Annotated in this window: 15 protein-coding genes; 1 reads left to right on the top strand and 14 read right to left on the bottom strand. The window is 37.8% G+C overall.

Annotated features, from left to right (window positions below; all coding sequences use genetic code 11):
- Positions 1-6 precede the first annotated feature (6 nt).
- The 5 genes from rsmA to metG all read right to left on the bottom strand — a co-directional run bounded on the left by rsmA (position 7) and on the right by metG (position 5882).
- Positions 7-894 carry a 16S rRNA (adenine(1518)-N(6)/adenine(1519)-N(6))-dimethyltransferase RsmA gene (gene rsmA / locus FXW34_RS20210; RefSeq protein WP_147535867.1) on the bottom strand — a complete coding sequence of 296 codons (888 nt, stop codon included), beginning with the start codon at positions 892-894 and terminating at the stop codon, positions 7-9.
- Positions 887-1447, bottom strand: coding sequence for a ribonuclease M5 (gene rnmV / locus FXW34_RS20205; protein WP_147535866.1), 561 nt, complete (start codon positions 1445-1447; stop codon positions 887-889). Before rnmV ends, rsmA begins: the two co-directional genes overlap by 8 nt.
- Before the next feature lie 100 nt (positions 1448-1547).
- Complete coding sequence (locus FXW34_RS20200; RefSeq protein ID WP_147535865.1) at positions 1548-2741, bottom strand: resuscitation-promoting factor; 1194 nt, start codon at positions 2739-2741, stop codon at positions 1548-1550.
- A 234-nt stretch (positions 2742-2975) separates the two neighbouring features.
- A complete protein-coding gene (locus FXW34_RS20195) occupies positions 2976-3743 on the bottom strand; it encodes a TatD family hydrolase (protein WP_147535864.1) in 768 nt (255 codons plus the stop codon).
- A 171-nt stretch (positions 3744-3914) separates the two neighbouring features.
- The gene (gene metG, locus FXW34_RS20190) at positions 3915-5882 is read right to left on the bottom strand and encodes a methionine--tRNA ligase (RefSeq protein WP_147535863.1); all 1968 of its coding nucleotides are present in this window, start codon (positions 5880-5882) and stop codon (positions 3915-3917) included.
- Between the two features lie 480 nt (positions 5883-6362).
- Between metG and FXW34_RS20185 the strand changes: the two genes are divergently transcribed.
- Entirely contained in the window at positions 6363-6647 is a 285-nt protein-coding gene (locus FXW34_RS20185; protein ID WP_147535862.1) for a transition state genes transcriptional regulator AbrB, read from the top strand.
- Between the two features lie 32 nt (positions 6648-6679).
- Here the strand turns inward: FXW34_RS20185 and rsmI are convergent, their stop codons facing one another.
- From rsmI to FXW34_RS20140, 9 genes are all read right to left on the bottom strand, one after another.
- Complete coding sequence (gene rsmI / locus FXW34_RS20180; RefSeq protein WP_147535861.1) at positions 6680-7564, bottom strand: 16S rRNA (cytidine(1402)-2'-O)-methyltransferase; 885 nt, start codon at positions 7562-7564, stop codon at positions 6680-6682.
- Positions 7542-7826, bottom strand: coding sequence for a GIY-YIG nuclease family protein (locus FXW34_RS20175; RefSeq protein WP_147535860.1), 285 nt, complete (start codon positions 7824-7826; stop codon positions 7542-7544). The genes rsmI and FXW34_RS20175 overlap by 23 nt, the downstream gene beginning before the upstream one ends.
- Positions 7816-8556 (bottom strand): tRNA1(Val) (adenine(37)-N6)-methyltransferase, encoded by a 741-nt coding sequence (locus FXW34_RS20170; RefSeq protein ID WP_147535859.1) that lies wholly within the window; start codon positions 8554-8556, stop codon positions 7816-7818. Before FXW34_RS20170 ends, FXW34_RS20175 begins: the two co-directional genes overlap by 11 nt.
- Positions 8557-8639: 83 nt before the next feature.
- Entirely contained in the window at positions 8640-9014 is a 375-nt protein-coding gene (gene yabA / locus FXW34_RS20165) for a DNA replication initiation control protein YabA (RefSeq protein ID WP_147535858.1), read from the bottom strand.
- A 13-nt stretch (positions 9015-9027) separates the two neighbouring features.
- Complete coding sequence (locus tag FXW34_RS20160; protein WP_147535857.1) at positions 9028-9855, bottom strand: PSP1 domain-containing protein; 828 nt, start codon at positions 9853-9855, stop codon at positions 9028-9030.
- The gene (gene holB, locus FXW34_RS20155) at positions 9848-10855 is read right to left on the bottom strand and encodes a DNA polymerase III subunit delta' (RefSeq protein ID WP_147535856.1); all 1008 of its coding nucleotides are present in this window, start codon (positions 10853-10855) and stop codon (positions 9848-9850) included. Before holB ends, FXW34_RS20160 begins: the two co-directional genes overlap by 8 nt.
- Before the next feature lie 34 nt (positions 10856-10889).
- Complete coding sequence (gene tmk / locus FXW34_RS20150) at positions 10890-11519, bottom strand: dTMP kinase (protein ID WP_147535902.1); 630 nt, start codon at positions 11517-11519, stop codon at positions 10890-10892.
- Positions 11520-11549: 30 nt separating this feature from the next.
- Positions 11550-12986, bottom strand: a complete 1437-nt coding sequence (locus tag FXW34_RS20145; RefSeq protein WP_147535855.1) for an aminotransferase class I/II-fold pyridoxal phosphate-dependent enzyme — start codon at positions 12984-12986, stop codon at positions 11550-11552.
- A gap of 158 nt (positions 12987-13144) precedes the next feature.
- Positions 13145-13351, bottom strand: coding sequence for a sigma factor G inhibitor Gin (locus tag FXW34_RS20140; protein ID WP_147535854.1), 207 nt, complete (start codon positions 13349-13351; stop codon positions 13145-13147).
- Positions 13352-13820 lie beyond the last annotated feature (469 nt).

Below are 13820 nucleotides of genomic sequence, written 5' to 3'. Positions count from 1 at the left end.
ATATTATTAAGCTTCACTTTTAAAATGAGGTAGTAACTCATCACTTAAACGCGCATATTCTTGAATTGATAACGTTTCGCCCCGTCTTCCAGGATCAATCTCAGCAGCCTCTAACGCAAGAACAATTAAGTCCTTCTTCTCTTTCCCCAACGGCAATTGGTTTGTCAAATTATTTAATATCGTCTTTCGTCTTTGGGCAAAACTCGCTTTAATGACTTGGAAAAAGAAAGCCTCATCCTTCATTTCTACCGCAGGTTTATCTCGTCGTGTCAATCTAATGATCGCTGAATCGACATTTGGTTGAGGCACAAATACTGTTTTTGGTACGGTCATGACTACCTCTGCAGTTGTATAATACTGAATGGCAATCGAGAGTGAGCCATAGTCCTTCGTTCCAGGTTGTGCTGAAATTCGCTCTGCGACCTCTTTTTGTAGCATAACGACAATACCACGAATCGGGAGCTTCTCCTCCAACAATTTCATAATGATTGGTGTTGTTACATAGTATGGCAAATTAGCAACCACCATTACGTCGCTAATATCGGTAAACTTCTCGTCCATGACGGCCTTCACATTGGCCTTTAAGACATCCTGATGGATGATTTCGACATTATCATACGGAGATAGCGTTTCTTTTAAGATTGGCAATAATCTTTGGTCAATTTCAAACGCAACTACCTTTTTACTGCTGCGAGCCAAGTGCTCTGTTAACGCTCCAATTCCAGGTCCAATTTCGATAGTACCGGTTTCTTTTGTAATATCGGCATGATCGACAATCCTTTTTAATATATTTGGGTCAATTAAAAAGTTTTGCCCCAGGCTTTTTTTGAAGGAAAACCCATACTTTTCAAGAATCGCTCTTGTTCGTATCGGTGTTGCAATATCCTTATTCATTCTTCTCCTCCTGTCTAATAACTGCCATTGCTGCACTAAACTCTGCAGCGCTAATTTGAAACATCATCAATCGCTTATGTAGCTGTTTTCCATTTGTATAGCCAATCTTAAGTAATTTCCCCAACTTCTCTCGTCTTTCCTTAGCTCCTTGTCCACCAATCAGTCCTGCATCAATTAAGTCATCTTGGGTAATTACCTCGGCAATTGATTTACTCATTTCATGAGCTTGACTAAGTGCTTCAATAATCGTTTCCTTCGAAGCATGCTCAACACCTAACCCTCTTCCATTACGGGCTAACGCTTCTGCTTTATTAATAAAGGCGTGTTTAACTCCTGGTACGTGCTGTGAAATGGTATGCCTTATCTTCTCACCTGGAAAGTCAGGATCAGTTAACACAATCACTCCACGTGTCTTCTGAGCTAACTTTATTTTTTCAAGCGTTTCTTCATTAATTGCTGAACCGTTCGTTTCGATTGTATCGGCATCAACGGCATGTCTTATCGCAGTGGTATCATCCTTTCCTTCTACCACTATGATCTCTTTAATTTTCATTTAAAAGCCTTCCTCCATCAAAATGATCCTCTTACTATATTAAAGAAAATTTGCGAAAATGCAAAATGCAGAGGAAGCCTTTTCCTCTGCAAATCGCTAATTATAAGATTTTGATTTTAACTTTTCTAACACCCCAACGGTAAGCATCCGCTTTTGAAGGAATAAATACATCGATTTTATAACCTTTAATCGCTGATCCTGTGTCAGCAGCCACTGCATATCCATAACCTTCTACATACACCTTTGTACCAAGTGGAATAATTCTTGGATCAACAGCAATGACTTTGGCATTTGGATTTGCTAATAAATTAATCCCTGTTGCGGTTGTACCAGAACAGCCATTGCACGAGGCTGTATAAGCAGTAGAAGTAACATAAAACTCTTGACCGTTAGTATTAGCGTTAGCATCGCCACGGGAAACTTGTTGAGCCACCGCCAGCGAACCTGTGCCCACAGCTACAACTTTATCAATTTTTTCTTTGAGCTTTGTTTCATTCAATATATTTCGAACAACTTCCTTACCATTCTCGTAAACTATTTCGTATGTGCGCTTCGTTAGACCTTGTTGACCTTCTTGTACAACTTGTTTAGTACCTTGTGCGAGGTTATTATCTTGTTTCGTGATTGTCGCGAAATCAACTGGTTCTTCCACCACATCGGTGACTTTTTCAACCCTAATCACGTTAACCACCACATCATTAGTGAGTGATTGCTCGGGCTTAGGCTCAACTCGGTCTAGTTTGTTTAGTTTAATTCCTTGTTGTACTAAAAAGTCAGCGACCGTAGTCGAAGTTGACCATACCTTCTGCTCTTTACCACCCTCAATAAGTGTTACTGAAAGAGCCGATTTCACATCTACAGTTAAGTTGTTTCTTAGTTTAGTCTTCGGCCTGGGAAGTACCTCGTCATGTTCTTGTAATGATATTTTTTGCTCCTTTAATAACTGTGCAACTGTTATAGCTGTCGTTAAAACCGTTTTCTTCTCGCCATTCTTGACAAGTTCGACCTGTTTTACCGGTTTATAAACAACCTTAAGATTGTTTTTTACCTTAGTGTTTACCGAAGGAAACACATAGTCTTCTGAGCGAAGTGAGACTTTTAAATCATCAAAAATTCCCTCAACGGTGTTCGCATGGGTCCTAATGATTTTTTCTTGACCGTCGATTGTTAATGCTACAGTTTTCTTACTCGTTTCATAAATAATTCCGAAAGCCGCTGCAACAAAAACTATAAAACTAGCAATTAATACGGTCCATCTCCTCTTCCTCGAAAGATCGGAATACAGGTTTTTCATGTTTTTGAGTACGATGAAAAACGCCTCCTTTTCTCGAGTGAATTATATAGACTATTCTGCCGACTGTCAACTAAACACTTCCCTTGGTGTAAACTTATTATGCAAAAAGTCAAGTGAAAATGTAAAGAAATTTATATCGACATGTTTATCCTATGAATCCTCGGAGGCGTGTAGAACAGTAAGTTATTATTAAAAATTAGGACAAGTTTCTCTTATATTCGACAGTATCCGCCATCATTTTATGTCGAATACTTTCTTGGCATTTTCCGTTGTAATCTTACAAATATCTTCAAAACTTTCACCCTTTATGTCAGCTATTTGTTCAGCGACCAATTTTACATAACTAGGTTCATTACGTTTTCCTCGATAAGGGTGTGGAGTAAGATATGGACAATCAGTTTCAATTAATAAGCGATCCAACGGAATCATTTCTGCCACTTTTTTCGGTTGTTTGGCATTTTTAAATGTAACTGGGCCTCCAAGTGAAATGTAGAAGTTCATTTTTATACACTCCAAGGCAATTTCTGGACTTCCACTAAAGCAATGCATGATTCCGCCAACCTCACTGGCGTTCTCTTCCTTCAAGATTTCAATGATATCAGCGGTTGCATCACGGTTATGAATGATAATTGGCAGTTTAACTTTACGCGCTAACCGAATTTGCTTCCTGAACACTTCTTTTTGCACTTCTTTAGGAGATTTGTCCCAATAGTAATCTAAGCCCATTTCTCCAAGCGCTACCACTTTAGGATGAGTTGCTAACTCTTCAATCCAGATTAAATCCTCGTCTGTCATATCGATGGCGTCAACTGGATGCCAGCCAACACTTGCATATAGAAACTCATAAGCTTCAGCAAGCTCAATCGCTTTTGTAATCGTAGGTCTGTCAAAACCAACCACAACCATCTTTGTAACGCCTTCTGCTTGCGCTCGCTGGATCACTTCTTGTAAATCTTCTTTATATTGTTCAGCATTTAAATGGACATGTGTATCGAAAAGCATGATTTATTACTCCCTTTATCTTGTGAATTCTTTTATAGTTTAACTTTTTCTGATTTAAAAACAAATCATTAGGATGGAAAATGTTTCATGTGGAACATTTTTGAAAAATAGTTTCTTAAAAAAATAAAGAAAAACTCCTGTACTTTACATTGTGCACAGGAGTTTTTAAAGTTATTTTACTTTTGAACCATTAGCTAGGCTTTGGTCTACTGTTGCTAATGACAATTGACCATCATGACTGCCGGCTAAAATCATGCCTTGTGAAAGCTGACCACGCAATTTCACAGGTTTCAAATTCGTCACACAGATTACTTTACGTCCAACTAACTCTTCAGGCTTATAATATTGAGCAATTCCTGAAACCACCTGGCGCTTCTCATAGCCTAAATCCAACTGCAGCTTTAACAGCTTATCAGCTTTTGGTACCGCTTCGCACTCAATCACCTCAGCTACGCGCAAGTCAATCTTCATAAAATCATCAATCGTAATTTCTTCTACCTCAGGCTTTTCAGGTACGGAAGCACTCACCTCTTGTTTCGGTGTAGCTTGCGCAGGCAGAGCCATTTTTTCTTTTATATAACCAACTTCAGCTTCAATATCTAGACGTGGGAAAATTGGCTCACCCTTTGTTACCTTTGTTCCAGAAGGGATTTTACCGAACCCTTCAAGACTTTCCCAGCTTGTTAACGCTTCATCTGTAATCCCTAATTGGGCAAAAATCTTATCAGGTGCTTGTGTTAAGAACGGCTTTAACAGAATGGCAACGCGGCGTAAAGATTCTGCTAAATGTGCCATCACATTCGCTAATTCAGGCTTTGTTGCTTCTTCTTTTGCCAATACCCAAGGCTGTGTCTCATCAATATATTTATTGGTCCGGCTTACAACTTGCCAAATGGACGTTAAGGCAACCGAAAACTCCATTCGTTCCATTGCCTCTTCATACTTTGCGACAGCTTCTTGGTTTACAGTTACTAATTGTTGGTCAAAGTCACCATTAGAGCCTGTTAATTGCGGGATTTCCCCACCAAAATATTTATTGATCATCGCAACCGTACGGTTTAACAAATTTCCTAAGTCATTTGCTAAATCAAAATTAATTCGATCAACAAAGCCCTCTGGTGTGAACACGCCGTCAGCACCAAACGGAACTTCACGCAGTAAATAGTAGCGTAAAGAATCTAAACCGTAGCGATCAATTAACGTAACCGGATCAACTACATTCCCTTTTGATTTTGACATTTTTCCATCCTTCATCAGAAGCCAACCGTGAGCGAATACCTTTTTCGGAAGTGGTAAATCTAATGCCATAAGCATAATTGGCCAATAAATAGTATGGAAGCGGACAATCTCTTTTCCTACTAAATGAACATTTGCTGGCCAGTAATTTTGATATTTTGAGTCATTGTCTGTTCCATATCCTAATGCAGTAATATAATTGGAAAGTGCATCAATCCACACGTAAATGACATGCTTCGGATTTCCAGGAACTTTAATACCCCAATCAAAAGTAGTTCTTGATACGGCTAAGTCCTCTAAGCCTGGTTTAATGAAATTATTAATCATTTCATTCTTTCGTGATTCTGGCTGGATAAATTCTGGATTTTCTTCATAATACGCTAGCAAGCGATCAGCATACTTACTTACTTTAAAAAAGTACGACTCTTCCTTCACCTTTTGCACAGGACGTCCACAATCAGGACAATTTCCTTCTACTAATTGGATTTCGGTATAGTATGATTCACATGGCGTACAGTACCAACCCTCATATTCACCTAAATAAATGTCTCCCTGCTCGAGGAGTTGGGCAAAAATCTTTTGAACAACCTCTTTATGACGATCTTCAGTTGTCCGAATGAAATCATTATAGGAGATATCTAGCTTTTTCCAAAGCTCCTGAATCCCAGCAACAATATCATCAACATAGGCCTGAGGTGTCACGCCTTTTTCTTCTGCCTTTTCTTGAATCTTTTGACCATGTTCATCCGTTCCTGTCAAATACATTACATCAAAACCGCGCATCCGCTTATAGCGTGCCATTGCATCACCAGCAACTGTTGTGTATGCATGCCCTATATGAAGATTTCCACTTGGATAGTAGATTGGAGTCGACAGATAAAAGGTGTTTTGTTTTTCCTCCATTAAAATTCCTCCCATAAAAATCTCAAATAATATAGTAGAGATATAATTATTTCAAAAAGCTTTATAAATAGAATGATTTCCTATGTAAGCATTACCTCTTATATCATCAAAATATACCTAAAAATGCAAAATTGTGCAACAACACTATAGGTTGTAAAATCATCTTTTCGAAAAAAAGAAAAAGATGGTGAATTTTGTCGAATTTTATCGAATGGACACGAAGTCAACAAATCATTAAACTAGTGATAATGATTTTTGTTCTCTATTAATAAAATAAAAATTAGATAACGTACTTATGATGAAGGTTGCTAAATCAAGCTTTATTACATTTAGGAAAAAATTGTTATTGTAATGAAAATAAAAATAATTGACGATTATGGGAATGGCTGGTATTATAAAGACAGATTAAAAAATGTCGAATAATGACGAATAAAAACCATAATAGAGAGAAACACACAGATTTGAGAGGAGATTAATGGAATGAAGTCTACAGGAATTGTACGTAAAGTTGATGAATTAGGTCGTGTTGTAATCCCGATTGAATTGAGAAGAACGCTTGGAATCGCAGAAAAAGATGCTTTAGAGATTTATGTTGATGACGAAAGAATTATATTAAAAAAATATAAACCAAATATGACTTGCCAAGTTACTGGCGAAGTTTCAGATGAAAATGTTACCTTAGCAGACGGGAAATTAATTTTAAGCCGTGAAGGTGCAGAACAATTAATGGAAGAGATCAAAGCTACATTTGATCTAAACAAATAATATAAAATCAAAAGGCTGACATACGTCAGCCTTTATTTTTCGTCTTCAACATGGTAAGCCTGATAGACATCCCGCTTATTTAGCTGACGATCTTTTGCAACTGCCTTAATCGCCTCTTTAGATGGCATACCCTTGTCTGAAATGTAAAAATCAACATGATCTACTATGTTCATTTCCTTCCACCAATGTTCCACGGCTTCTAATTGTTCATCACTAGCACCCTCAACAACGATGCAAAATTCACCTCTAATTTCATCCTTGCTCGACCATTCAATTACCTCTTCAATGGTCCCACGGATAAACTCTTCAAATTTCTTTGTTAACTCCCGGCATAAGACAATTTCCCGATTCCCTAAATTCTCTCTCATTAATTGCAGAGTTTCCTTTAAACGATGAGGAGATTCATATAACAGAATGGTAGCGGTCTCTTTCGACAGTTTTTCAAGCTCCTTGCGTTTTTCTTTCTTCTGCCGATTTAAAAAACCGTAAAAATAAAACGGTTGAGTACATAAACCGGAGGCAATTAAAGCAGTTAACGCCGCATTTGCACCCGGGAGTGGTACTACCTTTAATTGTTCCTCAACAGCCGCTTGTACCAATTCGTAGCCTGGGTCAGAAATTGTTGGCATCCCAGCATCGCTAACAAGTGCTACAATCTCACCTGCACGTAATCTGCTTAACAGTTTTTCGCCACTATTCCGTTTATTATGTTCATGATAGCTGACGATAGGTGTTTCAATTTCAAAATGATTAAGAAGCTTAATTGTATTCCTTGTATCTTCTGCTGCTATGACATTCGCTTCTTTTAATATCCGGATTGCCCGAAAGCTCATATCCTCTAAATTCCCAATTGGTGTTGGCACTAAATAAAGAATCCCACCAAGTCCCCCCGCCTCAAAGCTCTTCTGCTGCCACATACCCTTCACCTGCCTCTTCTAATAAAAATAGTTCCTTCTTTTTCCGCGACCAACTCTTAAACTCATACTCCGCCTTTAATGCATCACTTTTGTTTGAAAAGGCTTTTTGGTACAAAAGCTCTACCGGACCTCGACCTCTTGTATACTTTGCGCCCTTACCTTGGTTATGCATCTCAATGCGCCGTTTAAGATTATTCGTATAGCCTCCGTAAAAACTGCCATCCTTACATTTGAGCACATAAAAATAATGATTATTTTCCATACAAAATCTCGTTAACCTCAGGAGTATACTCTTGATTTTTATTATATACAAACAATGGTGGTAAGATTTTTAAATCAGGTTGACCATCCTTAATGGCTTCAATTAATAGCGTATTAGCCTCTTTCCCCATTTTGGGATGAACAAACTGGATTCGTTTTGGCTCTAAGCGATACTGCCGCATTAACGTAATAATATCCAACAATCGACCGGGACGATGAACAAAGGCGACTTTTCCGCCCTGTCTAACAAGCTGGCTCGATACACGTACGGCATCTTCTAGCGTGCATAAAATTTCATGCCGAGCAATTGCTAAGTGTTCATTTTCGTTGATTTCATTCTTATTAGGCGTTATAAAATACGGTGGATTACAAGTCACTACATCGAATTTTCCATGGCCAAGTTGCTTTGGCATTTCCTTAATATCACCATGAATCATTTGCAACTGCGAAGTCAATTGATTGTAATCAATACTGCGCATTGCCATATCATAGAGACGTGCTTGTATTTCAACTCCAGTAATCCGTGCTTTTGACCTTGTGCTTAATAAAAGCGGAATAATCCCGTTTCCACTACATAAATCAATAATTTGTCCCTTTTGTATAGGAACATAAACAAATTTTGCTAACAAGACCGCATCTAATGAAAAAGCAAAAACAGACGGACTTTGAATAATCCTCAATTTTTCTGCTAACAAGTAATCCAAACGCTCGTCGTCTTTTAACATTACCATCGTCCTATTCCTCCTAACCAAAACCATAAAGCCCAAACTTGTATGTTCGAAAAAACAGCCTTCCTAATTGAGGAAGGCCGCGATTATTTCTTATTTAAAAAGGATAGGCAGAATAAGCAATCCCCTTCTTTTCTAGGACTTCCAAAATGGATGTTACAAATATGGAAGCCTTCCTGATAAAGTCGGGCAAGATTATCATAGCCTTCACCAATATCAAAACTGGATCGATCCGTTGCTGCAACTTGAGTTTTATTTTTTTTAGCCGGCTTTTTCTTCTGCTCTTCTTTTTCCGCAGTTAATTCAAACCGTCTTCTTAACAAATCATTTTCAAGCTTTAGCGAATTGTTTTCTTCTAGTATTTCCGCAAGATGCTGCTTTAACTCGCCAAGCTGTTTGTATAATTGACCAATTTGTTCTTCCATATTGATTACTGAGTCAAAGATTTCCTTTTTATCCACCTATTCCACCTCATTAATCTGTGGATTGTATCGAAACGGCGCCCGCTTTAATAATCTCATCAAGCGTGAATTCAAGTACACGGCCTTGATCGCTGTATTCTACTTGAAGGACCCGTTCTAAAATATTTAAACCAACGACCTTCCCGATTCCATGAGGTGTTTCAATTTTTTCCCCTAAATCAGGCAGCTGCTCTTTAGCATTTTCATATTCATCATTCTCATACTTCAAACAACACATTAGACGTCCGCACAAGCCGGATATTTTAGTTGGATTCAATGAAAGGTTTTGATCCTTCGCCATTTTTATTGAAACTGGGTCAAAATCACCTAAAAATGTGGAACAGCACAGCATTCTACCACAAGGGCCAATTCCGCCTAGCATTTTCGCTTCATCACGAACCCCAATTTGGCGAAGCTCAATTCTTGTTCGGAAAATCGCTGCTAAATCCTTAACTAATTCGCGAAAATCGACGCGTCCATCAGCGGTAAAATAAAAAATAACTTTGTTTCGGTCATACGTATATTCCACATCTACCAGTTTCATATCTAGTTGATGTTCATTCACTTTGCTACAGCAAACTTCATAGGCTTCCTTCGCAGCTTGCTTGTTTTCTTCAACAATCAGTTTATCCTTTTGATCTGCTAAACGCAAAACTTTCTTAAGAGGAAGAACAACATCCTGTTCGTCAACCTGCTTACGACCAGTAACCACTTTACCGTACTCAACACCACGAACAGTTTCTACTATGACAAATTCATCTTTTTGAATTTGAAGATCCCCGGGATCAAAGTAATATATTTTACCCGCTTTTTTAAAGCGTACTCCTACTACATCATACAAATGAAGATCCCTCCTGCAATTTTAGCACAAGCTGCTCCATTAACAGCTGTTGATTCATATTTGCCTGCAGCTTACGCTTTGCCTCTAATATTGCTGACATTTGCTCAGCCAAGCTTCGTCCTGTTGTTTGCAACGAATACTGCCTTAACCGATCCATTTCTGACTGAAAAACAACCTGTTGGTCATTTCCCAATTGTATATATAATAAATCCTTATAAATAAGAAGTAATAAATCTAATCCTCTATCCAATTGTTCTTTTTCTTTAAAGTGCTCAAACCATTGATCTTGAAGTGAAACTAAAGCTTCTAGCGAATTCTTTTTTAGCACTTCATATAATTTTACCACTATCTTTTGTGCTTGTGCAAACCAATCATTCTTACTTAACTCCATTGCTTCATCAATATTATTCGTCAACTGAGCCAATAATGGCGCAACGCTTGGTTCTACTCCCTCAGATACGAGCTTTTCTATCAAATGTTTAGGAGAAAGTGGTGTGAAGGTTAATATTTGGCACCTAGACAGGATAGTTGGCAGAATCCTTTGAATCTGCTCCGTTATTAAGATAGCATAGGTCTGTTGATGTGGTTCCTCTAAAAATTTTAATAGACTGTTAGCAGCATTAACCGTAATCTTATCCGCATGAACAATCATATATATTTTTTGCTTAGATTCTACACCTGTTTTTGAAAATTCCTCCTGCAATGCGAGAATTTGTTGCTTTTTAATAGATAATCCGTCTGGCTCAATAATATGGAAATCTGGATGATTACCATTATCGATTCTTCTACAATTCACGCATTTGTCACAAGGAAAATATCCATCCTGTGGTTCGAGGCAAAATAAACTTTTTGCTAAAAGCAAGCCAACTTCCTTCTTACCAGTACCTCTCAAACCTTCAAAAAGGTAGGCGTGGGCCACACGATTACGAATCAAACTATTCCTTAACATTTTCAACACAGTTGGCTGGATGACTTCAAGTTGGTCCCAAGTTTTTGGCAAATCCATCACTCACTTACGTAAATTAGTAACATCCCTATTTTAAAATTTTCCCAATTATACCTAAAGCATCATCAAAAACAGCCTGTACCGGCTTGGACGCATCTATGGTTTTGATTCGACTTCCAAACCTTTTACTTAACTGAATATATCCTTCACGGACCTTTCGGTGAAAATCAATAGCCTCTAAGTCTAATCGATTGACTTCCCGACCTTTATGTTGGTTTATTCTCTGCAAGCCCACCTCTGGCTCAATATCAAAGTAAAGAGTTAGTTTCGGCATCATATTTTCAATGGCAAACTCATTAATGCTATATACTTCGTCAATCCCCAAGCCCCGAGCATAACCTTGATATGCTAACGAGCTATCGATAAAGCGGTCGCAAAGAACGATTGCGCCTTGTTCAAGCGCCGGCTTCACTCTTTCAACTAAATGTTGCCTCCTTGCTGCCGCGTACAACAATGCCTCAGTGCGCGGGTCCATCGCTGTGTTTTCCTTTGCTAGAATCACATTACGAATTTGCTCAGCGATATCTATTCCACCAGGCTCCCTAGTTTGAACAATTTTATATCCTTTTTGCTCCAGATGCTCCGCAATCATTCCAACAATAGTAGATTTTCCAGCACCTTCAGGGCCTTCAATCGAAATAAATACACCTTTATCTATCATTATAAAGCCTCCAATAATTTTAAACGTCTAAAATACTCTCAAGTAGCCTTCCCTTAACAATTCTCCACCTTGGAATCTTGTTCCTTTATTTAAATGCCAAACAATTTGCTTCACATCTTCCTCGGAAATCATTTCCCCAGGAAATAACAGTGGAATTCCAGGTGGATATGGAATAATCATTTCAGCACATATTTTTCCAACTGCTTGATCGAAGTCAACCTTCTTCATTTCTCGTTTTTCCATTTCTCCAAAAGACAATTCAAGTGTTGAAGTACCTTCTTTAGTAAGGGGAAGGAATTCTTTTTGTTTTTCTTCTTGCTCTTCTAATGAAAGTAATGCTTGTCTGAGTCGTGAAATGATTTCTACTAAAGGATAACTAATACCAACTTTTATCAATGGAAAAATCAACAATACATTTACCGGATCAGCTAACTCCGCATAAATACCAGCCTTTTCAAAAATATCTTGGAGCTCAAATCCACTCATTCCTCTGGTAGACTGAATCGTAACTTTTAATAAGTCACCTTCATCATTTTCATATGACAGTACTTTAATACCTGGCAGATTTCCTAAACACCTGCGAAACTCGGTAACTTGCTCCGTTAAATACTCTATATCTAAATCATTAAGCGTTCCAACATAACTTCGTGCCAAGTCTAATGATGCCATAATGAGATAAGATGGACTGCTTGATTGCAGTATGTGCAAATATTTTTCTAGTCTGCTTTTCGAGACAAGCTTACTATTAAAGTGTAAAAAAGACCCCATTGTCAGCGCCGGTAAAGTTTTATGTGCAGATTGTACGACGATATCTGCCCCTAGTGTAACTGCAGAGCTTGGGAAAGGCCCCCCTGCAATAAAATGAGCTCCATGGGCTTCATCCACTAAAACGGGAATGTTTTTTTGATGTGCTAGTTCAATGATTTCACTCAGATTATATACCATCCCATAATAATTAGGATAAGTAACAATTAACGCTCTAGCATCTGGATATTGCTTTAATGCCGATTGTACCGAATTAACTGACAGTCCTGATGCTACATTCCAGTCAACATCATATTCCGGATTGATAAACACTGGCCGAGCACCACTTAATTGAAGCCCATTTAATACTGATTTATGACAGTTTCTTTGAACTAGTACTACATCGCCTTCATTAACTGCTGCCATAATCATCGCTAAATTGCCAACGGTTGTCCCATTAACTAAGAAATAGCTTGTATCCACCTCATAAAGCTTAGTTAATAACTTTTGAGATTCCTGAATAACACCCTCTGGAGAATGCAAATCATCCAATCCTGTTAATTCAGTGACATCAAGCTTTAATAAGCCTTCAAATATAGGTCTACCCTTTTCTTGAAAAATAACCCCATTTTTATGTCCTGGAACATGAAAGGAGATCGGATTATCGCTCGAGTAGGTAATTAATTTATCATATAATGGTGTTTTCAATTGTATTTCCATCTTCATCACCGCTAATTATCTCTGTTAAGATAAGGATTTGTTAACACTAATGTTTATTTTAACAAATCCTCATCACTTTTTGACAAACTCTTCTTTATAAAAAAAATAAGTGCCCCCTTTAGAGCACTTTGCGTTCAAAAATATATGATTATTTGATTTTAAGAATATATTTCAGGTGTTGTTGCCTTCTTTAACTGCTGAACATAAAACCTATATTTAGGATCATCCGTTTCTGTTTTAATCAAATCTGTCTCACAATCTGTGCATATATACGATGTATAAAGATGAATTCCCTTCAACTTATTTTTCTGACAGATGACACATTTTTCCCCTAAATGCTGCGAATTCAATATTCCCACCTCCATACGCCTATTCTTGCCGTGCTGTTTGATTTGTATACAATTTTTTGAATATTCAACTCGGAGATGACCGCATTTTATTGTATGTTTTATTAAGCGATTGGGTGTATGTCTATTTGGAGGTTTTTTAAAAATAACATTTTCCGCTACTGGTTTGGTATTTAAGGATTAGGGGGACGCTCCGGGTGGTTAGGAGGTGGGGTGTTGGGATTGGGGTGCCGTAGGGGTGGGGAAGCACCTGTGCATATATGACTATTTGTGTGCATATCCACATTTAAACGTGCATATCTGTGATTTTGTGTGCATATAAATTTTGTTACGCCAAAAGTCGTGCATATATTTGAAAACTTGTATCATATATTTCAAAAGTCGTGCATATATTTTTTGAATTGTATCATATTCACGATTGGGCGTGCATATCGCTATTTTTCTGTGCAAATATTTCAATTAAGTAATACCTATTTCTTAAAAATAC

It is taken from the genome of Bacillus marasmi (assembly GCF_902168435.1).
In the GTDB taxonomy this organism is placed as follows: Bacteria; Bacillota; Bacilli; order Bacillales; family Cytobacillaceae; genus Bacillus_BU; species Bacillus_BU marasmi.
Note: the sequence above shows the minus strand (reverse complement) of the source record. Positions and strands in the feature narration are given on the sequence as shown.